Annotated in this window: 20 protein-coding genes; 6 read left to right on the top strand and 14 right to left on the bottom strand. The window is 69.0% G+C overall.

All coding sequences use genetic code 11. The features are described from left to right. Nucleotides 1-55 precede the first annotated feature (55 nt). Nucleotides 56-481 (bottom strand): MarR family winged helix-turn-helix transcriptional regulator, encoded by a 426-nt coding sequence (locus ACLJOO_RS26830; protein ID WP_410790163.1) that lies wholly within the window; start codon nt 479-481, stop codon nt 56-58. Between the two features lie 166 nt (nt 482-647). Here ACLJOO_RS26830 and ACLJOO_RS26825 point away from each other — a divergent pair, with 166 nt between their 5' ends. From ACLJOO_RS26825 to ACLJOO_RS26815, 3 genes are all read left to right on the top strand, one after another. After that, complete coding sequence (locus ACLJOO_RS26825; RefSeq protein ID WP_410790162.1) at nt 648-2489, top strand: ABC transporter ATP-binding protein; 1842 nt, start codon at nt 648-650, stop codon at nt 2487-2489. A gap of 62 nt (nt 2490-2551) precedes the next feature. Then, nucleotides 2552-4885, top strand: a complete 2334-nt coding sequence (locus ACLJOO_RS26820; RefSeq protein ID WP_410790161.1) for a glycosyl hydrolase family 95 catalytic domain-containing protein — start codon at nt 2552-2554, stop codon at nt 4883-4885. Continuing rightward, the gene (locus ACLJOO_RS26815) at nt 4882-6345 is read left to right on the top strand and encodes an FGGY-family carbohydrate kinase (protein WP_410790160.1); all 1464 of its coding nucleotides are present in this window, start codon (nt 4882-4884) and stop codon (nt 6343-6345) included. The genes ACLJOO_RS26820 and ACLJOO_RS26815 overlap by 4 nt, the downstream gene beginning before the upstream one ends. Here ACLJOO_RS26815 and ACLJOO_RS26810 read toward each other — a convergent pair. Both ACLJOO_RS26810 and ACLJOO_RS26805 read right to left on the bottom strand, forming a co-directional pair. Continuing rightward, nucleotides 6342-7106, bottom strand: a complete 765-nt coding sequence (locus ACLJOO_RS26810) for an SDR family NAD(P)-dependent oxidoreductase (RefSeq protein WP_410790159.1) — start codon at nt 7104-7106, stop codon at nt 6342-6344. The two genes, ACLJOO_RS26815 and ACLJOO_RS26810, sit on opposite strands and share 4 nt — an antisense overlap. A 282-nt stretch (nt 7107-7388) precedes the next feature. Next, the gene (locus ACLJOO_RS26805; protein WP_410790158.1) at nt 7389-7604 is read right to left on the bottom strand and encodes an antitoxin; all 216 of its coding nucleotides are present in this window, start codon (nt 7602-7604) and stop codon (nt 7389-7391) included. Between the two features lie 176 nt (nt 7605-7780). Here ACLJOO_RS26805 and ACLJOO_RS26800 point away from each other — a divergent pair, with 176 nt between their 5' ends. Both ACLJOO_RS26800 and ACLJOO_RS26795 read left to right on the top strand, forming a co-directional pair. Beyond that, on the top strand, nt 7781-8059 hold the full coding sequence (locus ACLJOO_RS26800) for a hypothetical protein (protein ID WP_130381696.1): 279 nt from the start codon (nt 7781-7783) through the stop codon (nt 8057-8059). Next, on the top strand, nt 8059-9642 hold the full coding sequence (locus ACLJOO_RS26795; protein WP_410790157.1) for an amidase: 1584 nt from the start codon (nt 8059-8061) through the stop codon (nt 9640-9642). The genes ACLJOO_RS26800 and ACLJOO_RS26795 overlap by 1 nt, the downstream gene beginning before the upstream one ends. A 1-nt stretch (nt 9643) precedes the next feature. Here the strand turns inward: ACLJOO_RS26795 and ACLJOO_RS26790 are convergent, their stop codons facing one another. The 11 genes from ACLJOO_RS26790 to ACLJOO_RS26740 all read right to left on the bottom strand — a co-directional run bounded on the left by ACLJOO_RS26790 (nt 9644) and on the right by ACLJOO_RS26740 (nt 21906). Then, a complete protein-coding gene (locus ACLJOO_RS26790; protein ID WP_410790156.1) occupies nt 9644-10399 on the bottom strand; it encodes an isocitrate lyase/phosphoenolpyruvate mutase family protein in 756 nt (251 codons plus the stop codon). Next, nucleotides 10399-11349 carry a sigma-70 family RNA polymerase sigma factor gene (locus ACLJOO_RS26785; protein WP_410790155.1) on the bottom strand — a complete coding sequence of 317 codons (951 nt, stop codon included), beginning with the start codon at nt 11347-11349 and terminating at the stop codon, nt 10399-10401. The genes ACLJOO_RS26790 and ACLJOO_RS26785 overlap by 1 nt, the downstream gene beginning before the upstream one ends. Next, the gene (locus tag ACLJOO_RS26780) at nt 11346-12701 is read right to left on the bottom strand and encodes a DHA2 family efflux MFS transporter permease subunit (protein ID WP_410790154.1); all 1356 of its coding nucleotides are present in this window, start codon (nt 12699-12701) and stop codon (nt 11346-11348) included. Before ACLJOO_RS26780 ends, ACLJOO_RS26785 begins: the two co-directional genes overlap by 4 nt. Before the next feature lie 162 nt (nt 12702-12863). Continuing rightward, nucleotides 12864-13577 (bottom strand): anti-sigma factor domain-containing protein, encoded by a 714-nt coding sequence (locus ACLJOO_RS26775; protein ID WP_410790153.1) that lies wholly within the window; start codon nt 13575-13577, stop codon nt 12864-12866. Further along, nucleotides 13574-14185 (bottom strand): ECF RNA polymerase sigma factor SigK, encoded by a 612-nt coding sequence (sigK, locus tag ACLJOO_RS26770; RefSeq protein WP_410790152.1) that lies wholly within the window; start codon nt 14183-14185, stop codon nt 13574-13576. The genes ACLJOO_RS26775 and sigK overlap by 4 nt, the downstream gene beginning before the upstream one ends. A 2-nt stretch (nt 14186-14187) precedes the next feature. Further along, a complete protein-coding gene (locus ACLJOO_RS26765) occupies nt 14188-14847 on the bottom strand; it encodes a fasciclin domain-containing protein (protein ID WP_410790151.1) in 660 nt (219 codons plus the stop codon). 69 nt (nt 14848-14916) lie between these two features. After that, nucleotides 14917-16431 carry a molybdopterin-dependent oxidoreductase gene (locus ACLJOO_RS26760; protein ID WP_410790150.1) on the bottom strand — a complete coding sequence of 505 codons (1515 nt, stop codon included), beginning with the start codon at nt 16429-16431 and terminating at the stop codon, nt 14917-14919. Between the two features lie 187 nt (nt 16432-16618). Next, nucleotides 16619-17617: a hydroxyacid dehydrogenase gene (locus tag ACLJOO_RS26755; protein WP_410790149.1), complete on the bottom strand. Its 999-nt coding sequence runs from the start codon at nt 17615-17617 to the stop codon at nt 16619-16621. Between the two features lie 9 nt (nt 17618-17626). Then, nucleotides 17627-18811 (bottom strand): MFS transporter, encoded by a 1185-nt coding sequence (locus ACLJOO_RS26750; protein ID WP_410790148.1) that lies wholly within the window; start codon nt 18809-18811, stop codon nt 17627-17629. After that, nucleotides 18808-20016, bottom strand: coding sequence for an MFS transporter (locus tag ACLJOO_RS26745; RefSeq protein WP_410790147.1), 1209 nt, complete (start codon nt 20014-20016; stop codon nt 18808-18810). The genes ACLJOO_RS26750 and ACLJOO_RS26745 overlap by 4 nt, the downstream gene beginning before the upstream one ends. A gap of 93 nt (nt 20017-20109) precedes the next feature. After that, the gene (locus ACLJOO_RS26740; RefSeq protein ID WP_410790146.1) at nt 20110-21906 is read right to left on the bottom strand and encodes a sigma-54-dependent Fis family transcriptional regulator; all 1797 of its coding nucleotides are present in this window, start codon (nt 21904-21906) and stop codon (nt 20110-20112) included. Nucleotides 21907-22056: 150 nt separating this feature from the next. Between ACLJOO_RS26740 and ACLJOO_RS26735 the strand changes: the two genes are divergently transcribed. Next, nucleotides 22057-22299, top strand: coding sequence for a hypothetical protein (locus ACLJOO_RS26735; protein WP_410790145.1), 243 nt, complete (start codon nt 22057-22059; stop codon nt 22297-22299). Nucleotides 22300-22356: the final 57 nt, after the last annotated feature.

The following is a 22356-nucleotide window of genomic DNA, read 5'->3' as shown; positions in this document are numbered from 1 at the left end:
ATCCCGTGCGCAAACCCTGCATCTCGGACGCCAACCCACGAGAGGCGGGGGCGGGTTATTCCTCGGCGAGGCGTTGGAGGAGTTGGGCGAGGGTTTGCTGCTCGTCCGCCGTCAGGCGGGCGAGCTGGTCGGCCATCACGTCGCGGCGCTTCTCGCGAAGGGTGGCCAGGACCTTGAGGCCGTCGGGGGTGAGATAGACGAGGGTGGCGCGGCGGTCGTGTGGGTCCGGATGCCGCGCGACCAGCCCGGCCGCCTCCAGATCGTCCACGACCGACGTCGCCGATCGCGGCACGATGCCCAGTTGCGCCGCCAGTTCGCTCAGCCGCAGTAGCCGGTCCGCGCGATCAAGCGTCCGCAGCACCCGGAACTGCCCATGCGTGACGCTGTCCCCGAACCCCTCCCGCGAAGCCCGCCGCTGCCGACGAACGATGCTGTCCAGGAGTCCGGCAATCTGCTCCGCAGCATCATCGGGATCACGCATGCCCAGAGCCTAATGGGACCGCCCGCGCACGCGGGGAACAAAGCATCATCTTGTGAGGTTAGCTCATAGTGAGTTAACCTCAGTATGTTTTGGTCCCTGAACTGGAAGGAACTGCATGTCGCAGATTTCCGGGCTTCCGGGTGGGGGAGGGGGCGGTGGGCGTGCGATGCGTTCGCTGTTGAAGGACTCCTCCGTCCGGCATCACAAGTTGTCGGCGGGCACGCTCCGCCGGATCCTCGGGTTCGCCCGTCCGTACCGCGGCCATCTGGCCGCCTTCCTCGTCCTCGTCGCGCTCGACGCCGGCACCGGCGCGGTTACCCCGCTGCTGTTCAAGGCGATCATCGACCGCGGCATCGTGCCGGGTCACGCCCAAGTGGTCGTCTGGCTCGCGCTCGTCGTAGCACTGCTAGCGATCGTGAACGGTGCGATCACCCTCGTCGAACGCTGGTTCTCGTCGCGGATCGGCGAAGGTCTCGTCTACGACCTCCGCACCGCGGTGTTCGACCACGTGCAGCAGCTCCCCGTCGCGTTCTTCAGCCGGACGCAGACCGGCGCGCTCATCCAGCGCCTCAACGGCGACGTACTCGGCGCCCAGCAGGCGTTCACCTCCACGCTCTCGAACGTGGTCAGCAACCTGCTCAGCGTCACGCTCGTACTCGCCGCGATGTTCGTGATGTCGTGGCAGATCACCCTGCTCGCGCTCGTCGTCCTCCCGCTCTTCGTCATCCCCGCCCGCCTACTCGCCGGAAAGTTGCGCACGGCAACAGCGGAGACGTACAAGCTGAACGCCACCATGGCGCAGACCATGACCGAGCGCTTCAACGTCGCCGGCGCGGTGCTCGCCAAGGTCTTCGGCCGTACCGAGGACGCCTCGCGCGACTTCGCCGGCAAGGCCGCCCGGGTCCGCGACATCGGCGTCACCACCTCGATGTACGCCGGTGTCTTCCGCGTCTCGCTCACACTGGTAGCGGCGCTCGCGGTCGCTCTCGTGTACGGCGTCGGCGGAGTCTTCGCCGTGGAAGGGGCGCTCGGGATCGGTACGGTCGTCGCGCTGACGGCGTATCTGAACCGTCTCTACGGACCGCTCACCGCGCTCTCGAACATGCAAGTCGACATCATGACCACGCTGGTCAGCTTCGAGCGCGTGCTCGAGGTGCTCGACCTACCGCCGATGGTTGCCGACCGCAAGGATGCGAAGACGCTCCCGCCGTCCGCGGAACCGTCGATCGAGTTCGACCACGTGTCGTTCCACTACCCGTCCGCCAAGGAGGTATCGCTCGCCTCGCTCGAGTCGGTCGCGACACTCTCGGCCGAGACCGGGGAAGAGGTCCTCAAGGACGTCGCGTTCACCGTCGAGCCCGGGCAGATGGTCGCTGTCGTCGGCCCGTCCGGTGCCGGGAAGTCCACGCTCTCGTCGCTCGTCTCCCGGATGTACGACGCTACTGGCGGCGCGGTCCTGGTCGGCGGGCACGACGTACGTGAAGTCACGCAGGCGTCGCTCCGTGCGGCGATCGGCGTGGTGACGCAGGACTCGCACATGTACCACGACACGATCCGCGCCAACCTGCAGCTGGCCCGCCCGGACGCGACCGACGACGAACTGCACCAGACACTCGAGGCGGCGCAGATCGCGACGCTGGTCGACAGCCTGCCGGACGGTCTCGACACTGTGGTCGGGGATCGCGGGTACCGGTTGTCGGGTGGCGAACGTCAGCGGCTCGCAATCGCCCGGCTGCTGCTCAAGTCCCCGTCGATCGTGATCCTCGACGAGGCGACCGCGCACCTCGACTCCGAGTCCGAGGCCGCCGTCCAGACCGCCCTCGCTAACGCGCTCGTCGGCCGTACGTCGCTCGTCATCGCCCACCGCCTCTCCACGATCCGCAACGCCGACGTCATCCTCGTCCTCGACGAGGGCCGCATCCAGCAACGCGGCACCCACGACGAACTCCTCGCCCAGGGCGGCCTGTACGCCGACCTCTACGCAACCCAGTTCGCCGAAGCCGCCTGAACTCCGACCACCAGCCGGACCCGAGGTCGCGCGGCGGTCTGTGGGCGGGGGAGGATCGCGGCATGAGAGATCGGATGACTGCGGCCGCCACCGAGCTGACGTACGACGCTCCCGCGGCGGACTGGCTGGCGGCGCTCCCGCTGGGCAACGGCCGGATCGGCGCGATGTGGTTCGGCGGCACCACGCAGGACCGGATCGCCCTCAACGACGAAACCTGCTGGTCCGGCAGCCCCGAGACAACTCGCCGCCTCGCCACTCCAACGGGTGAGGTTGGGGCGGAGGCGGTTGGGCGGGTGCGGGCGGCGCTGGCGGTGGGTGATGTGCGTGCGGCTGAGGAGCTTGCGCGTGGGTTTCACAGTGGTCACTCGCAGGCGTATCTCCCGCTCGGCGACCTGCTGCTGGACTTCGAGTCCGCGGGTGCGGTCACGAACTACCGGCGCCGGCTCGACCTGGACACCGCGGTCGCTCGCGCCGAGTACGAGGTGGGTGGCGTCGCGGTCTGGCAGGAGGTGTTCGTCAGTGCCCCGGCGCAGGCATTGGTCCTACGTCTGGGCGCCTCGCAGCCGCTGACGGTGACGCTCAGCCTCACCTCGCAGCTCCGCGCGACCACGCAGTCTCTCGGCGACGGGCTAGCACTGCTAGCCACCTGCCCGTCGTCGGTCGCGCCGCACCGCAGGAAGGACGCCGAGGCGATCCAGTACTCCGACGGCGACGATCGCGGCATGACCGCAGCCGTCGTACTGCGTGCCCACACCGACGGCACCCTGACACCCACGGACAACCGGCTGACCGTCAGCAACACCACAGAACTCCTGGTAGTCCTCTCCACAGCCACCGGCTACGAAGACCCACACACCGCCCCGACCCGAACCGCGGACGAGTGCCAGCAAGCAGCTGACACCACCGTCAGCACCGCCCTTGCTCAGGCTGCCACGGTTCTACGGGACGAGCATGTTCGCGACTACCAGCGGCTGTTTCGGCGGTCGGTGCTTGTGCTTCCCTCAACAAAAGAGCTGACGACTGATCGGCGGCTGGTGGAGGCCGGGAATGATCCGGGGCTGGCTGCGCTGATCTACAACTTCGGGCGGTATCTGATGATCTCCAGCTCTCGACCAGGTGGCCTGCCGACCAACCTGCAAGGGATCTGGAACGAGCACCTGCAGCCGCCGTGGAGCAGTAACTACACCGTCAATATCAACACCGAGATGAACTACTGGCCTGCCGAGACCACATCGCTCTCCGAGTGCCACCAACCCCTCCTCGACTACGTCAAACAGCTCGCCGTAGCAGGCCGCCGTACGGCAGAACACCTGTACGGCGCCAAGGGCTGGACGGCGCACCACAACGCCGACGCCTGGTGCTGGACCGCGCCCGTCGACGGCAATCCGAAGTGGGCGAACTGGCCGATGGCCGGCGTCTGGCTGTGCCGTCACCTGTGGGACCACTACGCGTTCACCGGTGACCGCGAGTACCTGCAAGGCGTCTGGCCGACCCTCCGAGGCGCCGCCGAATTCGCCCGCGACTGGCTCATCGAACTCCCGGACGGCACCCTCGGCACGGCACCCTCCACCTCACCGGAGAACGAGTACGTCGCCGAAGACGGCAAACCAGCCTCGGTGACGACCTCGTCGACGATGGACCTGTCGCTGATCGCGGACCTGTTCGACCGCTGCGCGCAGGCCGCCGCCGAGCTCAACCTCACCGACCCGCTGATCGACGACCTGACCGCGGCCCGCAAACGGATCCCCGACCCCAAGATCGGTAGCCAAGGGCAACTACAGGAGTGGCTGGCCGACCTCCCCGAGGCCGAGCCGCAGCACCGCCACACCTCCCACCTGATCGGACTGCACCCCGGCGATCAGATCACCCCGGACGGTACGCCGGAACTCGCTGCGGCCGCCGCCCGCACCCTGGAGTTGCGTGGCGACAAGAGCACCGGCTGGTCGCTGGCCTGGCGGATCTCGTTGTGGGCAAGGCTCCGCGACGGCGCCGCCGCCCATCGCCTGGTCCGTGAACTGCTCACCCCGGCCGCAGATTCCGGCACCGACTACGTGGGTGACGGCTCCGGCCTGTACCCGAACCTGTTCTGCGCGCACCCGCCGTTCCAGATCGACGGCAACTTCGGCGCGACCGCCGGGATCGCGGAGATGCTGCTGCAGAGCCACACCGGCGAACTCGAGATCTTCCCCGCCCTCCCGGACGCATGGCCGGAGGGCTCGATCACCGGCCTCCGGGCCCGCGGCGGCGTCCGTGTCGACCTCACCTGGTCCCCAAACCAGGCCACCGCCGTACTCACGGCCGACCGGGACACCACCGTCGTACTCCGGCACCGGGAGCAGCGCGAGGAGGTGTCCCTCGCCGCCGGGGTTCCACACACCTGGACAATTGCTGGATGAGCTTCGTCATCGGCGTCGACATCGGTACCGGCAGTACGAAAGCTGTCCAGTGCACGCTCGACGGTGAGGTCGTGACGGTCGCCCGCCGCGACCACGCCCCGAGTCTGCCGCAGCCGGGCTGGGTCGAGATGGATCCCGAACGCGACTGGTGGAACGACGTCCTCGAGGTCCTCGCCGAACTGGACTCCACGGACGTCGCCGCTGTCTGCGTGTCCGGCCTCGGACCGTGCGTCGTCCAGACCGACGAAGACCTGCGCCCACGACGCCCGGCGATCCTGTACGGCGTCGACACCCGACCGACCCGCGAGATCGCCGAGATCACCGCGCAACTCAGCGCGGACGCGATCCTCGAACGCTGCGGGAAGGACCTGTCCAGCCAGGCGATCGGGCCGAAGCTGGCCTGGCTGCGGCGCGAGGCCGGCGACGCGTGGCGGCCGCAGGACCGCTGGTTCAGCGCGAACACGTACGTCGTCGCGCGGCTCACCGGTGAATGGGTTCTCGACCACCACACCGCCAGCCAGTGCGACCCGTTCTACGACATCCACCACCAGGACTGGGCGACCGACTGGGTGGAAGCCGTCCTGCCAGGTCTCGCCCTGCCGCGCCTGGTATGGCCGTCCGAACAGGTGGGAGTCGTACGTCGGGACGCCGCAGCACAGACCGGTCTGGCCGAAGGTACGCCGGTTGTCGCGGGCACCGTCGACGCGTGGGCCGAGGCGTTCAGTGTCGGCGTACGGCGTCCTGGCGATCTGATGCTGATGTACGGCTCGACGATGTTCTTCGTCCAGGTACTGTCCGCCCCGACGAGCGTGCGCGGCCTGTGGACGACGTCCGGCGTCGAGCGCGGATCGCACACGCTGGCAGCCGGTATGGCGACCTCCGGAACCGTGACGACCTGGCTACAGAACCTCACCGGCGGTGCGCCCTTCGAGACCCTGCTTGCGGAAGCCGCTGCCGTCCCCGCGGGCAGTGAGGGGCTCGTCCTGCTGCCGTACTTCAGCGGTGAACGTACGCCGATCTACGACCCGCTGGCCCGTGGCGTGATCGCCGGCCTCACGCTCCGGCACGGCCGCGGTCACCTGCTCCGCGCGGCGTACGAAGGAATCGCCTGCGGCGTCCGCCAGATCCTCGACCTCTTCGGCAGTGAAGGCGGCGCAGAACGGATCGTTGCCGTCGGCGGCGGCACGCAGGGCGGGTTGTGGACCCAGATCGTCAGCGACGTCGCGGGCGTCCGGCAAACCGTTCCCCAGCAGACGATCGGAGCGTCGTACGGCGATGCGCTGCTGGCCGCGATCGGGGTGGGGGCAGTCCCACCGGACACCGATTGGACCAGACCGGATCACGTCGTCGTCCCCGATCCGGCAACAGCGGCGACGTACTCGAGCTTGCTGCAGACGTTCACGGAGCTGTACCCCGCGACGCGTGAGCAGATCCACCGCCTGGCGCAGGCAAACCTCTAGGTCACGTCGCGGACGTGCAGCACGGTTCCGCTGGGGAGATCGCGGTCGAGCAGTGACCAGATCGTCCGCGCCACGGTGTCCGGTTTCGCGAGTTTGCCGAGGGCCTGCATCTCGCGGAAGCGGCCCGACACCGGCACTTCGTCGGGACTGGCCGCTCGCAGTTCGGCCTGCATGTCGGTGTCGACCGAGCCGGGCGACACGGAGATCACCCGGCAGCCGGGACTTCGGCGCTGCTGCTCCAGCCCGACCGTACGCACCCACTGGTCGATCGCTGCCTTGCCCGCGCAGTAGCTGGATTCGCCTTCGTGCGGTCGGCTCGCCGCGCCGGACGACACCATGATCAGGTGCTGCTCGCAGTCCCGTCCGGACACCGCGCTGAGGAACGACTGTCCGAGCACCTGCGCGGCCGCGGAGTTCAGCAGCACGTTGCGCGTGTACTGCTCGGTGTCGACGTGATCCGCCGAACCGAGCGGCGTCAGCGTCCCGGCGTTGTGGATGAACACCACCAGGTGCGGGTCGCCGGCCTCGATCCGTTGCCGGAAGTCCTTTTCCACCACCGGCCACGACTCCGGGTCGGCGAGATCCACGGCGACGTGGTGCGCGCCCGGCGTACCGCCGCGCCGTGAGAGGTCGATCAGTTCCGCGCTCTCGAACGGGATCGTCGCCGCCAGCGCAGCCCCCAGCCCCGCCGACGCACCAGAGATCCAGACCAGAATCCGCCGCAACGGCGTCATCGGCTGCCCGTCCCCGAGCGCAGGCAAAAACCCAGCATCATGCACTTCCCCCCTGCAGCCCAACACCCCTTGGAGCAGAGACTACGTCGTGCAGCCCGTCAGGCGAACCCCCGTCGGCAACTCTGACCACGAGCGACCGCGTGGTAGCCGCCAGCATGCATCTGAACTCTCAGTCGGCACTCAGCGGGCGCACAGGGAACTTGTTGCCCGCAGCATCAACCAGATGGTGAAGCATTCGCGAGCAGACGGGCGCCGGGCGGCCGCGGTGCGTTCCGCGGCCGCCTGCGGTGCGCTTGGCTCAGGGCCGGGTCAGGACTGGTCGTCCGGGATGTCGTCGTTCTGGCCGTCGAGGTTGTCCAGTTGGTCCTTGGCCATATCCGTGCCCTGGCCGATCTGGTCGCCGAACTTGCCGCCCGTCTTCTCGTCGGCGAACTCGCCGGCCTTGTCCAGGCCCTCGCTGACCTTGTCGCCGTGCTCGTCGACCAGGTCGCCGGCCTTGTCCTTCATGCTGTCGAACATACCCATCGTGGTTTCCCCGTTCTCTCGATGGTTGCGTTCCGCTACCGAGCCGTCAGTACCCGATCCGGCCGATCCCACACACCCGGGCGCCGCAACCTGGTGGTGATCCCCACGAAACCTGCGGAGTAATTGAAGATGACATAACTGGCTGACAGGTTGCCGCCACGACCGGGAGGGGACTCGTGAGTCTCAGTCAGCCCACCGACGCCGAGCTGGACGTGATGATCAGGGCGCGTCTGGCTTCCATCGGAATCGATCTCGAACAGTTGCCGGCCGGCAGCGCACCGGATCCGGACACCGGGAGCCCGGGCCGCGACTCGGTGCTCGCGAGTCTGCGCGGTTTCATGCGTACGACGGTGCTGCCGTTGAGCTCGTACACGTTCGCCGCGGACGCCCGGCTCGCTCAGCAGGCCGCGCCGCCGAAGCTGTACCCGTCCATCGACGTCGCCCGGGAGGCATGATGAGCGCCCCGCAGGACAACCAGGTCGATCGGCGATCGTTCCTCCATCGTGCGAGCGCACTGGCCGCAGCCACCGCGGTCGGCTCGGTCGCGCTGCCCGCCGTCGCGCATGCAGCCCCCGCGTCCACCGGTACGGCGTCGTTGGTCGACGTACCAGCGAGATCGGTGGACGTCAGCGAGCTGACCATCGCCGAGGCCGCCACGTTGATCCGCAAGGGCAAGCTGAAGCCCGAACAGTTGGTGGAAGCTCATCTCGCGCGAATCACCGAATTCGACTCGGCGTACCAGGCGTTCAACCTGGTGCTCGCCGACGAGGCACTTGCCCGCGCCCGGGCGCTCGGCCGGACCCGCGGCGGCGCGCTGCACGGCATCCCGCTGGCGATCAAGGACAACTACTACACGCGCGGTGTGACCACGACCGCGAACTCGTACCTGTTCGCCGACTTCGTGCCTCCCTTCGACGCAACCGCCGTACGTCGGCTGACCGCGGCCGGCGGGATCGTTGTCGGCAAGACCCAAATGGGGCCGCTGGCAACCACTCGGGCGACCACGCCGGATGGCCGGATCACCACCGTGAACGCGTGGACGCCAAACGATCCCACCACGGACCCAGGCGGATCGTCGTCCGGATCGGCGACCGCGGTCGCGGCCAGGCTCGCGACGTCGGCTGTCGGGACGCAGACCGGCGGCTCGATCACCGCACCGTCGAACGCGCAGAACCTGACCGGCCTGAAGCCCACCATGGGCCGCGTGTCGCTGCACGGCATCGTGCCGCTGAGCTACACCCGCGACCACCCGGGCCCGCTGGCGCGCGACGCGATGGACGCCGCGATCATGCTCACCGCCATGGCGGGCGAAGACCCGGAAGACCCAAGAACACAAGGGCTTCCGCCAGTACCCGACCTCGTGAGGGCCGCGACACCGGTGCGACCGGGACAGGCCCGCTGGCGGACCCGGATCGGCGTGATCCCCGGATTCACCAGCGGTACGTCGGAAACCGCGGTCGCCCGTACGAAGGCACTCGACGTGCTCGCGGGGATCGAGGGACTGTCGGTCGTCGACGTGACCATGCCGGACGAGTGGGACCTGCTCACGAACGCGGCCTTCAACAACGTCCGCCTGCCTGAGCGGAGCGAGCCGTTCCTCCCGATGCTGCGGTGGGACCTCCGCGGCTTCGGCGTGTCCGTGGTGGGCTGGTTGCAGGGCGCGCTGCTCGGGGCCAACGAGTTCCTGATCGGCCAGCGCGCCAAGGTGGTGCTGCTGGAGCGGGTCCTCGAGGACCTGTTCGAGCAGTGTGACGTCGTGGTGCAGACGTCCCCGACACCGTTCGACGCGCTCGGACTTCCGGAGCTGGCGCTGCCGATCGGCTTCACTGCGAACGGCGTACCGATCGGCACCATCCTCGGCGGCAAACCGTTCGGCGAGGACCGCCTGCTCTCCGTCGCCGCCGCCTACCAGGCCGTCACCGACTGGCACCACCGCCGCCCCGCGGATCCGACCGCAGCCCCCGCCGCCCTACGCTCCGCGGAAAAGCAGGACCGCGGCCGAATCCACGCCGAGGAAGTCCCCGACCTGATGCAGTGAGTTAGAGCGCGAACGGATTGCGGTCCGCGGCGATCGCGGGCAGGAGCGTGCTCGCGAACTTCGCGTACAGGTGGCGCTGGAACATTGGGCCGAAGGTGATCCGGGCGACACCGCGTGCGGCGTAGTCCGCGATCGAGTTCGCGCCCTGCCCGTAGCCGGCGTTCACCGGGCCGTCGATCTGCGTCGCCAGTGTTGCGATCAGGTCGAGGTCGCCGACGCCGATCGGGTAGACGCAGTCCGCGCCCGCGGCCAGGTAGCGAGCTCCGCGATCGAGGGCGGTCTCGAGCTGTTCGTCCGCCGTACCGGCCTGGCGGATGAACGCGTCGATGCGGGCGTTGATCACCAACGCGTTGCCGGCCGCGGCGCGGACCGCGGCCAGGAAGTCCGCCTGCTCACCGGCGTCGATCATCGATCCGGTCGCCGGGTCGGAGTCCTCCAGGTTGAGTCCGACGGCGCCGGTCGCGACGAAGCGTTCCACGAGTTCGTCCGGAGCCAGCCGGTACCCGCGTTCGAAGTCGACCGTGACCGGGACGGACACCGACTGCGCGATCCGCGCCGCACCGGCCAGTACGTCGTCGACAGGCGCGTGCTCGCCGTCGTCGTACCCGAGGACCGCCGCCGTCGCGTTGCTGCTGGTCGCGACCGCGCCGAAGCCGGCCTGCTCGACCATGCGGGCCGAGGCAGCGTCCCACGCGTTCGGGATGACGAGCGGCGTGCCGGGGACATGCAGTTCTCGTAGAACGGTTGCCAATGACATCAAGATCTCCCATGGATCAGGGGCAGCCCGAAGGCTGGGAACAAAGCAGGTTGGTGGAACGCGAGCACAGCCGAGATCGCGTCCTTGGTGCACGTCAGCACCTTGATCGAGTGCGCGTGGAACAGGTCGTCCGCGCCGCGGATGTAGAGCGCGAAGGCCGGCTGACCGTTCGCCGACGTCTCGACCAGCACCCGTCGGCCCGGGCCCGGACGGAGCTTCGCGTCGAGCAACCGCAGTACGTCGGAACGTCCGCTGAACCACGTCGAGATCGGCGGCATCTCCCACCGCGCGTCCTCGCTGAAAAGCCCTTCCAGTACGACGAGATCCTTGCTCTCCATCGCGGCCTGGAACTGATCGAGCATGGCCCGCTGCAACGGTTCGTGCGGCTCGCTCAACTCGTCCTCACGCGGCCGCAACCGTGCGAGCTCGGCTCGTGCGCGCTGCAGCGAACTGTTCACCGCGGCAGTTGTGGTGTCGAGCAACGAGGCGACGTCCGCGGCTGGCCAGGTGAGTACCTCGCGCAGGATCAGTACGGCGCGTTGCCGCGGCGGAAGGTGCTGCATCGCGGCGACCATCGCCAGTCGCAGGCTCGCGCGATCGCCGACCACCGTGGCCGGGTCGGCCCCGAGCAGCTGATCCGGGAACGGCTCCAGCCACGGCACCTCCAGGGCCTGGGCGTGTAGCTCGTCCGGATCGTTGCCCGGGGCACCCAGCGCCGACGGGACGACCCGTCGGCTGCTGTGCTGCAGGAGGTTCAGGCACACGTTCGTGGCGATCCGGTACAGCCAGGTCCGGACCGACGAACGGTGCTCGAAGTCCGCGTGACCACGCCAGGCGCGCAGGTACGTTTCCTGGACCGCGTCCTCGGCATCGTGCAACGAGCCGAGCATCCGGTAGCAATGCGCGACCAACTCGCCCCGATGTTGCGCGAACTCCTCCTCGAGGTTCACTTGACTCCTTCCACCACCTTCGCCACCACGGGGTTGTCGGTACGGCGGCGGGCCGCGATCGCCAGCCCCGAGAGGGCCCCGAGCAACGACAGTACGCCGCAGCCCGCGAGGGCCCGGCCGAAGCCGTGGCCGGTGTAACCGCCGGCCGCCGTGAACACCGAGCCGAGGACAGCGACCCCGGCCGCGCCGCCGATCTGACGGTTCATGCTGTAGATCCCGGACGCGATCCCGACGGCGTCCCGGGGCAGCGCCGCCATCGCCGCGCTCTGCGCCGCTGGCATCGCGAGCGAGATCCCGCATCCGGTGACGACCAGCGGCACGATCAGTTCCCAGTAGTGGTCCGCGCCACGGCTGACCCAGAACATGCCGGCGGTCTGCAACGCCATACCGATCACGACCAGCGGGCGCTCACCGACGCGGTCGACCAGCCGGCCGGCGATCGGGCCGACGATGAACAGTGTCGCGGTCCACGGCAGCAGCTGCAGACCGGCCTTGAACGGCGCCGATCCGAGCACGGCCTGCATGTACTGCGACAGGAAGAAGACAGCGCTGAACAACGCCGCGCTGAGGAAGAACCCGGCCGAGTTGGCCGCGGTGAACGTCCGGTTCCGGAAGAACGCCAGCGGCACCATCGCGTGGTCCGTCCGCCGCTCCCAGCCCGCGAACGCCGCCAGCATCACGACACCGATCGCGAAAGCGCCCAGTACTTCGGTACTCGTCCAGCCGGCCGACTCGCCGCGCACCGTGCCCCAGACCAGGCCCAGTACGGCGACGCTGATCAGCACCGCGCCGACCAGGTCGAGCCGTCGCGCCGGGCCGGTGCTCTCCGGGATCTTCGTCAGCACCAACGCGATCGCGACCGCGCCGATCGGCACGTTGATCCAGAAAATCCACTGCCACGACAGTCCCTCGGTGACCGCGCCGCCGATGAGCGGCCCACCGAGCACGGCGATCCCGGTCACGCCGCTGAACACACCGATCGCCTGTCCACGCCGTTCCGGCGGGAACGCCGCCCCGAGCAGGCTCATCGCCAACGGCATCACCATCGCCGCGCCGACGCCCTGCACCGCCCGGGCCGCGATCAGGAACGGCAGCGTCGTCGCCAACGCGCACGCCACCGACGCGGCGGTGAAGAGCGCCAAGCCGGCGGCATAGGTACGGCGCCGGCCCAGACGGTCGCCGATCGCGGCGGCCGTCATCAGAAGCATCGCAAAACTCAGTCCATAGGCGTTGACGGTCCATTCCAGCTGCTCGGCAGTCGCGCCGAGATCACTGCGGATCGTCGTCAGCGCCGCCGCCACCACGAGAGTGTCCAGCGCCACCATGACCGACCCGAGCGAGGCCAACCCCAAAACCCATCGTTGTTCACTAGTAGTCCGCACACTTGTACAGACCAGCGCAACATCCCGAACTCATCGCTCCGATGACCACGACTTTCAGCGGGGAAACAAGTTTGCACATCGCGACGATTTCTTTCCCCACCATGGCAGCGTTTCAGCGCGCCCGGGCGGCTACTAGGTCAACGGAATCAGCGCCGCCGCCGGGAGCGTCGGCTTGGGGGAGCCGCCGTTGGGTTCGAGGGTGAGGCCGAAGGTTGTCATTCCGGTGGTCGAGCCGTTGATTACCCGGGTGAGGTCGCCGGTGGCGAGGCCGATCGAGTGGGCGGTTTTCTCGGGGTCGATCATCCATAGTTGCCAGGTTCGGTTTGTGGGGAGATTTGGCAGATCCCGCAGTACGACGACCGACTTGTCGGCCTTCGCGGACACGACGACCGTTGCCTGCCCGCCGCCCTGGACCGCCCCGTGAACGGTCCGCGCGTCGGGTTGCGAGAGTACGGCGGCGATCTGCCGGTTGGCCTGCTCCGCGGCGGTTCGGTCCCGGTACTGGTCGATCGCGATCCCGCCACTGACGGCGACCACAGCTGCCGCGGCGGCGAGCGCGAGGACTGATCGACGGCTGAAGCGCCGACGTACGGCGGGCTGACCATGGACGACCGGAGCGAGCTGGCGGACGTTCTCGATCGCGGACATCACGTTCGCCTTGAGCGCGGGCGGCGGCGGGGTCGAGACCTGGGTGGCCAGCTTGACCGCGGCGGCGCGCAGTTCGTCGACCTCGGTGGTGCAGAAGGTGCATTCGGCGAGATGGGCCTCGAAGCGGATCCGTTCGTCGTCGGGAAGCGCGTCCAGCACGTACGGGCCGGTGAGGGTGTGCACGTCGGGTTCCGTCATGGCCGTTGCCCCTTCGTGGTTCCCAGGCAGTCGCGGAGGCGGATCAGGCCGTCGCGCATTCTCGCCTTGATGGTCGGAAGCTTGGCCCCGAGCTGCTGAGCGACCTCGGGGTACGTGTAGCCGTTGTAGTACGCGAGCTCGATGGATTCGCGTTGCAGGTCGGTCAGCGAGCCGAGGCATCGCCGTACCTGCTCTGCTTCGAGCCGGGTGGTGACGGTGTCGGCCACCTGGTCGAAGGCGACGTCGGCGGACCGCGCGCCGACCTGCTCGGTGCGGTCGGCGGCGGCCTGTTCGGAGCGCACCCGGTCGACTGCGCGGCGGTGCGCGATCGTGAGGATCCAGGAGTGCGCGGAGCCGCGGTCGGCGTCGTACCGGGTCGCGGTGCGCCAGACGTCGAGCATGACCTCCTGGGTCACCTCTTCGGACTGGGCCGGGTTGCGGAGGATCCGGCGTACCAGCCCGAACACCCACGGCGCGACCCGGTCGTAGAGCGCGCTGAACGCGGCTGTGTCGCCGGTCGCGGTCAGCAGCAGGAGATCGCCGTCCGCGACCGCACCGGATCGCGGGTGCGATCCGGCGGGCCAAGGCAGCGCGGTTGGTTCGTTCACGGTCAGCTTGCCGGGGGCATCAGAACGGAATCGATGAGGTACACCGTAGCGTTCGCAGTCTTCACACCGCCGCAGATCACGTTGGCGTTGTTCACCTTCAGGCTGTCGCCGGAGCCGGTGACAGTGACCGCCTGCTTCTCAACGGTCGTTTGCTTGCCGACCACCGACGACGGGTCGAGCTGGCCGGGTACGACGTGGTAGGTGAGGATCTTGGTGAGCAGCGCGTCGTTCGTCTTGAGCGTGTTCACGGTCGCGGCGGGGATCTTCGCGAATGCGGTGTCGACCGGCGCGAAGACGGTGAACTCGCCGCCGTTGAGCGTGGAGACCAGATCGACCTTCGGGTTGAGCTTGCCGGAGACAGCTGCGACCAGGGTCTTCAGCAGCGGGTTGCCCGAGGCGGCGGTGGCGAGCGGTGCGGCCGCCATACCGTCGATGGAGCCGGCGCCCGAGGGGTTGGCTTTCGCGTAGTCGGCGCAGCCCGGTCCGACCAGTCCGCTGGCCATGTCGCTCGTCGACGGCGTGGTGCTGGTGGCCGATGCGCTGCTACTCGTCGTACTGCTGGAGGAGCTGTTGTTGTCGTCGCCACCCCCACAAGCGGATGCGGTCATTGCGAGGGCCAGCGCGCTGAGAGCGATTCCGGCGCGGGTTAGGTGCTTGGACATGACTTGAGCTCTTTCCTGAGGAGGGGTTGCTGATGGGAGTACTTCGGAACTGGTCGCGGGCCGGATGGGTCACTCGACCATCACGACCGTGTTGTGCAGCCCGCTCGAGCCGTTCGGCCGCGGCGGTGCCTGGCGATCGGTTTGCAGCTCGCCGGTCGCGTCGGTGGCGCGGACGGTGAGTTTGTGGGTGCCGGGCGTGGCGTTCCAGCGGAAGGTCCACTGCAGCCAGGTGTCCGGGCCGTCGACGGGCGCCAGTCGGGCCGGTTGCCACGGGCCGTTGTCGACCTGGACCTCGACCTTGCTGATGCCGCGGCGCTGCGCCCAGGCGACCCCGGCGGCGACCGCGGGTCCGGCCTTCACGGTCGCGAAGCCCTTCGGTACGTCGATCCGCGCGGACGTCTTGATCGGCGCCTCGACGGACCAGCCGCGATCCGTCCAGTACGCGCTGAAGTCGCTGAACCTGGTAACCTCGAAGTCGACGATCCACTTGGTCGCGGACACGTACCCGTACAGACCGGGCACGACCATCCGCACCGGGAAGCCGTGCTCGAACGGCAGCGGTTCGCCGTTCATCGCGACCGCGAGCATCGCGTCCCGTCCGTCGGTGAGCGCGGCGAGCGGCGTGCCGATGGTGAGCCCGTCGGCGCTGGTCGACTTCACCGCGTCGGCCTCTTGCCGTACGCCGGCCTCGCGCAGGAGCTCCGCGATCGGTACGCCGATCCAGCGGGCGTTACCGGCGTACGGACCGCCGACCTCGTTGGACACGCAGGTCAGGGTGATGTCGCGCTCGATCAGGCGTCGTTCGAGCAGCTGGTCGAACGAGAGCCGGAGCTCTTTGTCGACAAGTCCGTGGATCCGCAACTCCCAGTCCCGCGGGTCGATCCGCGGCACCTGGAGCAGCGTGTCCACGCGGTAGAACCTGGCGTTCGGCGTCGTGAACGGGCTGATCCCGGGTACGTCGAGGCTCGCCTGCAACGGCCCCGCGGCGTCGGTCGGCCGAGGCACCCGAACCCGCGCCCGCAACTCCTGCCCCGCCCCACCGGCAAACCGAGCAGCACCACCAGCCCCAACCCCCACCACAGCCACCGCCGAGACAGTGAGCAGAAACCTCCGCCGATCAAACCCTTCCGGCTGCTCGGCCTCAGCCTGCTTCCGAGTCGGACTTCGCGTGACCAGCGCCATCACCAGCACCGCGACCACCAAGGTGACTGTTGCCGGTAGCAACCGATCGATCGTGCTCCCGGCGGAGGACCGGCTGACGATCGCGAACACCAACCCCACCAACCCCAGCCCGCCCGCGATCGCGACCGCCGTACGTCGGTGCCCGCGCGCGCCGATCCATCCGGCGACCGCGGCGACGATCGCGAGCGTCGCGCAGATTCCGACCCGGAGCAGCGGACGGTCGGCGGTACCGAGAGTCCGGACGGCCCAGTCCTTGACCGGACCGGGGGACCAGTCGATGACCTGTACGCCGACCGCGTCGACCGGCCACGGCCCGCCGGTCAGATCCGCGACGAGATATCCGGCCGCGAGCGCCGTACCAGCTGCAACCACGCCACCGAATGCCCCGAGTGTCTTGTGCATGACAGCTCTTCGGCGCCGGCGCGGCTCCGGATGGTTCGAGAGGTGTGAACGTGAACCTAGCCTGGCGATCAGGCGCCGGCGGTGTGCACTCTCGACAGGTAGAGCACCGCGAGACGCCGTACACATCCAGCGTCACCACGCTCAGGTGCACTACCCCGGCGCCCGACACCACCTGTCCAGCCGCACATCACCCCATGCGCGCGAGGGCTGCCTCGGTGAGTTCGTACTGGAGGGGGCGGCCGGTTGCGTAGCGTTCGATCTCGGCAGCGGTGATTTTGCCCATCCCGAAGTAGCACTCGACGGTGGCGGCGGCCTGGTGGGGGGTCAGGAGGACGTTCGGGAGGGTGCGGAACGGGTTGTCGGGCGGGAGCGGTTCCTCGTCGAACACGTCCAGGGCGGCGTCGATCCGGCCTGTGCGGAGTTCCTCCAGCAACGCGGCGGTGTCGACCAGCCACGAGCGGGCAGTGTTGACGAGGGACGCGCCGTCGGGCATCAGCGCGAGTTCGCGGGCGCCGATCAGATGGTGGGTCTCGGGGAGCGTCGGCGCGTGCAGGGCGACGACCCGGCTGGTGCGGAGCAGTTCGTCGAGCGAGGTACGACGTACGCCGAGCTCCACCGCGCGCTCGTCCGTGAGGTACGGGTCGTACACGACGACCTCGGCGGCCCGGAGCGCGACGAGCATCCGGATGTATTCGACGCCGGTCCGCGACGCGCCCACGACACCGATCCGCGACGCCGTGAGCCCGTGCTGCGGAGGTACGGCGTCCCGCCACGCCCCGTCGCGCATCGCGTGATCGAACCGCTGAATGCGATGCAGCAGGCTCAACGTGAACGCGAGCGACACCTCGGCCACCGGCTCCGCCATCGCCTGCCCCGCCTGCGTGATCCGCAGCCCGCGCCGGAATACCTCGTCTGTGACGAAGTGCTTCACCGACGACGCGCTGTGCGCAACCAACCGCAACCGGTCCGCGTGATCCAGCACTTCCGCGGTCAACGGCGTCGCACCCCACGACGTGATCAGTACGTCGGTCCCGGGCAACGCCGCCGTCAACGCCTGAGCATCTCCCGGATCATCCAGTACGACGATGTCCCCGAGCGCCTCCAGCCGCGCCGTACTGTCCGGCGCGAACACCATCTCCCGGTACGCCGGCGTCGCCGCCAGCACCACCCGCAGCTTTTCGGCCATGACCGAATTCTAGGGTCTGGAGACGACGAGATGCAGCACCACGGTCGCCGCGAGGATGACGGCGGCGAGGCCGAGGAGCCCGGACGGTGCGGTGCCGGCGGTCAGGGCGAGGCCGCCGACGGCGCTGCCGAGCGCGGCACCGAGCGAGATCGCGCTGCCGTTGAGGGCCATCACGATCGCGGCGGATTCCGGGGCGAGGCCGCCGAGCCGGACCTGCTGCGGCACCGCCGCGCCGCCGTTGCCGGCGCCCTGAAGGAAGAACCAACTGACGCCGACCACCGCGAGCGCGGTGGCCGAGGTGAGCATCAGGCCTGCCAGGCCGAGTACCGAGTTCAGCAGCAGGACGATCAGGACGACGGTGAGTACGCGCGGTGCCGGGAAGCGGTCCGCCAGCCGGCCCGTGATCGCGTTGCCCAGCGCACTGGCGACGCCGTACCCGAACATGATCGCGACGATCATCCAGCCTGCTGGAAAGGACGGGCCGAGGATCAGGACGGCGTACGTGAAACAGGTGAAGCTGCCGGCGAGGATGCCACTCGTGACGAGCAGGGAGCCGAGTAGCCGGGGCCGGCCGAGCGGGCGAAGCTGGTCGGTGAGCCGGCCGTGCGGAAGCTGCCGGCGAGGAAGGCCGCGCAGGATGCCGGCGAGGGCGATCGTGCCCATCACGGCGACCAGGATCATCGGGTAGCGCCAGCTGGACTGCCCGATCACCAGGCCCACCGGCACGCCGAGCGCCGTCGCGGTCAGCAACCCGCCGAGCACGAACGACAACGCCTTCCCGCGGTGCCGGACCGGCGTCACCGCGATCACGTAACCGCTGACGGCCGCGTTCAGCAGGCAGCCGCCGAGCGCCGCCAGCACCCGGCCGGCGAACGCGATCGGGTACGTCGTGGCGAGCCCGACCACCAGGTTGCCGAGCACGAAGACGGCCAGCGCCGCGGCGATCGTCGTACGGCGCTCCCACCGCGAGGTCACCGTTCCGAGAACCGGCCCGGCGAAGGCCGCCGTCAGCGCGAACGCGGACATCAACTGGCCCGCGGCCGCCACGCTGACGTGCAGGTCCGCGGCGATGGCGGGCAGCAACCCGGTCAGGACGTACCCGTCGATTCCCATCGAGAACGTGGCCACGGCCAGCCAGACAAGCGGCCGGTATGAGAACTCCTCAACCGTCTCGGCGGTGCAGGTGTCCGTCACCCGACGGCGGCTTTTGAAGCACGCGCGACAAGTAGATGCAGACTGACGGTGATCGTCAGGACGACAGCCGAGACGCCGAGCAGTCCGTTCGCTGAGGAGCCCGCGGTCAGTGCGACACCGCCCAGGCCGCTGCCGAGGGCCGAACCGAGCGAGATCGCGCTGCCGTTCAGCGCCATCACGATCGCCGCCGAGGCCGGTGCCATCGACGCCAGTCGCGCCTGCTGCGGAACGGCTCCGCCGCCGTTGCCGACGCCGGCCGAGAAGAACCAGACCAGACCCCAGACGGCCGCCACCACGGCCGGGGCGAACATCAGCGCGATCATGCCGAGTACGGCGTTCAGCAGCAGCCCGACCAGCACAACGGTCAGCACCCGGAGCGCGGTGAACTTGTCGACCAGGCGTCCCGTCACCGCATTGCCGGCCATGCTCGAGACGCCGTACCCGAACATGATCAGGATCATCGCCCACTCGGCGTGGAAATGCGGTCCGAGGATCAGCGTCGCGTAGGTGAAGCAGGCGTAGCTGCTGCACAGGATGCCCGTGGTGACGAGCAGTCCCGCGACCAGCCGTGGCTGGCCGAGCGGGCGGAGGCGTTCGACGAGGGTGCCGCCGGGCAGATGCAACTGCGGAAGCCGGAGCAGGATGCCGATCAGTGCGATCGTGCCGACCACCGCGACCAGGATCATCGGGAAGCGCCAGGAAGACTGCCCGAGCAGCAGACCGACCGGTACGCCGAGCGCGGTCGCGGTCATCCACCCGCCGAGCACGAACGACAACGCCTTGCCGTGGTGCTCGGACGGCGTCAGCGCGATCACGTACCCGGTGACGGCGGCGTTCAGCAGACTGCCGCCGAGCGCCGCGATCACGCGGCCGCTGATCGCGACCGGATAGGTGGTCGCGATCGCGACGACCACGTTGCCGAGCACGAACACACCCAGTGACAGCACGATCGTCGTACGGCGTTCCCACCGTGACGTCAGCGTGCCGAGCACCGGACCGGCCAGCGCGGCGGTGAACGCGAACACCGACATCAGTTGGCCAGCGGCCGCCGGGGTGACCGACAGGTCGCCGGCGATCTGCGGCAGCAGGCCGGCCAGCACGTAGCCGTCGATGCCCATCGAGAACGTCGCGACCGCGAGCCAGATGAACGGGCGGTACGAGAAGCTCCGCCCCTCCGCCGCGTCGGCGGGTCGCGTTTCCGTCACAGAGCTATCTCACCGCGAGCGCAGGCCTCACGGCAAGGGCAAATTGATCACTTGTGCCAGAAGTGACGATTTCAGGTGCAGCTCCGATCACATTTACGGAGACTGAATTCCATAGTCGTGGATCTTCCGGTAGATGGTCGCGCGCGACATGCCGAGCGACTTGGCGGCGCGGCCCTTGTGCCCGCCGTTGGCGAGCAGGCTGTGGACGATGGCGTCGCGTTCCAGGGCCTCCAGCTGGCTGAGGCTGCGACGGCTGACGGCCCGGGTGCCGGCGGGCAGGTCCGCCGGCGTGATCACACCGGCCCGGCGACGCCGTACGACGACCTGCTTGAGGACCTGGCACAACTCGGCCGTGTTCCCGGGCCACGACGAGCGCAGCAGCTGCTGCATGGTGTCCGGTGCGCACTTGAGGTCACCGTGGCTCAGCTGGTTGAGGAAATGCGGTACCAGGTCGCGCACGTCCTCGATGTGGTGCCGCAGCGGCGGCACCTCCACGGTCAACGGGAACAGCGTCAGCAGCTCGCCGAGGTCCGGGGTGTCGCCGTTCTCGCACGTGAGCGTGAGCGCGATCCAGGGCGGTGCGGAGGGTCGGCGCTCGAGTACGCCGTACAGCGCCTCGACGAGGCCGTCGAGTCCGTCCGCGTCGAGGCACTCGGCGTGCCGGATCACCAGGGCCTGCACGGAGTCGTCGGCCAGCTCGGCATCGAGCTCGGCGGCGAAACCGTCACCCGTCCGGGCGGCGTCCACGATGTGGAAGGGGCCGGCCGGGTTGTTCTGATGGTGCGCGGCACGTGCCAGCGCGACCTTGCCGACGCCGCGTTCCCCGCTGAGCACGACCCACTGGCCGGCCCGGCAGGCATTGTCGACCTCGCGGCTGCTGCCGAGCCACGGCGCGCTCCGGCCCACCAGTCCCGGCAGCACCGGACGCGGCGGCGGTCGATGACCTGACGCCGGCGACCGCAGGTCCACACCGGAGGAATGCGGGCTGATGTGCAGGACTCCGGCCCCGGCGCGCCCACCCATCGGGCGGCCGGTGATCCGGACCCAGGCCCCGGTCGGCAACTCGGCGAGGATCGTCTCGGTGCCCCCGTGGCCAAGGATCTCGGCCGCGTGCCCGAGGACCGCGCGCTGGTCACTGGCATCGAGCGACTGCCGGGCCTTGGCATTCATCAGCAGCAGGTCGTCGTCGATCGCGATGACCATGTCACCGAGCCGGCGGGACGTCTGCAGGTACGCCTCCAGCAGCGAGAGCTCCCGCGTCGAGCTGTCGCGGAGCAGCGCGGCCCGGATGCTCTCGGCCGTGCTCTTGGCGAGCGCCATCAGCAGCGACCCGGCGTCCTTGCGCCAGCAGGTGAGGTCGATCGCGCCGATCGTCTTGCCGTTCAACGGATGCTTGATCGGTACGCCGGCGCACGCGAGGTCCTCCAGGTCCTCGGCGTAGTGCTCGTGGCCGAACACGTGCATCGGTCCGCCGACGTCCAGCGCGGTCCCGATCCCGTTCGTACCGGCGAACTCCTCGGCGTAGCTGAAGCCCGGCGCCAGGTAGACCTTGTCGAGATGCCGCGCCAGTTCGGTGTCCGCGGTCAGGCGTTGCAGCACCAGGCCCGAGCGGTCGGTGAGGATGACGCTGATCGGCTGTCCGTCGAGGTTCTCGTGAAGTTTCCGCAGTACCGGACCCGCGCTACGGGTGAGCGGGAGGTCCTTGTCCGGGTCCGCGACGTACGGCAAGGTGATCCGGTCCGCGGGCAGGTTCCAATGCCGCGAGCGGACCCAGGACGCGAGGATCGGCGGCCGGACGTCCTGCGGCGCAACCGGATCCAGGGTGAGAAAGTTCAGCCGGGCCGTCGCGGCCCGCCGGTTGTCCTCCATCGAGGGTGCGATCTCGTCCACCGGGGCCTCCTGACACCAGGTGGAACAGCGCGGATCCGCGGGCCCCACCCGGTCCTCTTCGAGCCTAATGCACTCAGCCGCAACTGCTGTCTCAGATTGAGACAACCGGACGCTCGCCCAGGGTTTGTGATGCGAAGAGGAGGGAGCCGCGTGGAAAACATCGAGAACGAGGAGTCGTACAACCCGTGGACCGTGGTCCACCTGGTCTTCGAGCACCTCGCGGACGCCGGCCTGCACCCGGTCCTCGGCGCGACCGGGCACCCCGGCGAGCCGGCCGCCGAACTGTTGCGCTGCCTCGGCATTCGGCCGGATCCGCAGGGCGACCAACGAATCGCGCAACAGACCGCGGAAGAGCTGGCGGAGCTGCGGGAACGGATGCTCGGAGCGCCGTGACGCCCTTCTCAATTTGAGACCTTCAGCACACGCCCACCCACGTGTACTGCAGATGAA

It is taken from the genome of Kribbella sp. C-35 (genome assembly GCF_046549195.1).
Taxonomy (GTDB): domain Bacteria; phylum Actinomycetota; class Actinomycetes; order Propionibacteriales; family Kribbellaceae; genus Kribbella.
This window is presented reverse-complemented; position numbering and strand designations above follow the sequence as displayed.

Bases quoted from the DNA above. Each gene is read 5' to 3' on its own strand.
- ACLJOO_RS26775 (WP_410790153.1), bottom strand. From the start codon at position 13,577: ATGACGGAACCCGACGTGCACACCCTCACCGGCCCGTACGTGCTGGAC.
- ACLJOO_RS26790 (WP_410790156.1), bottom strand. From the start codon at position 10,399: ATGTCATTGGCAACCGTTCTACGAGAACTGCATGTCCCCGGCACGCCG.
- ACLJOO_RS26795 (WP_410790157.1), top strand. From the start codon at position 8,059: ATGAGCGCCCCGCAGGACAACCAGGTCGATCGGCGATCGTTCCTCCAT.
- ACLJOO_RS26805 (WP_410790158.1), bottom strand. From the start codon at position 7,604: ATGGGTATGTTCGACAGCATGAAGGACAAGGCCGGCGACCTGGTCGAC.
- ACLJOO_RS26820 (WP_410790161.1), top strand. From the start codon at position 2,552: ATGAGAGATCGGATGACTGCGGCCGCCACCGAGCTGACGTACGACGCT.
- ACLJOO_RS26815 (WP_410790160.1), top strand. From the start codon at position 4,882: ATGAGCTTCGTCATCGGCGTCGACATCGGTACCGGCAGTACGAAAGCT.
- ACLJOO_RS26760 (WP_410790150.1), bottom strand. From the start codon at position 16,431: ATGCACAAGACACTCGGGGCATTCGGTGGCGTGGTTGCAGCTGGTACG.
- ACLJOO_RS26755 (WP_410790149.1), bottom strand. From the start codon at position 17,617: ATGGCCGAAAAGCTGCGGGTGGTGCTGGCGGCGACGCCGGCGTACCGG.
- ACLJOO_RS26825 (WP_410790162.1), top strand. From the start codon at position 648: ATGCGTTCGCTGTTGAAGGACTCCTCCGTCCGGCATCACAAGTTGTCG.
- ACLJOO_RS26765 (WP_410790151.1), bottom strand. From the start codon at position 14,847: ATGTCCAAGCACCTAACCCGCGCCGGAATCGCTCTCAGCGCGCTGGCC.
- ACLJOO_RS26830 (WP_410790163.1), bottom strand. From the start codon at position 481: ATGCGTGATCCCGATGATGCTGCGGAGCAGATTGCCGGACTCCTGGAC.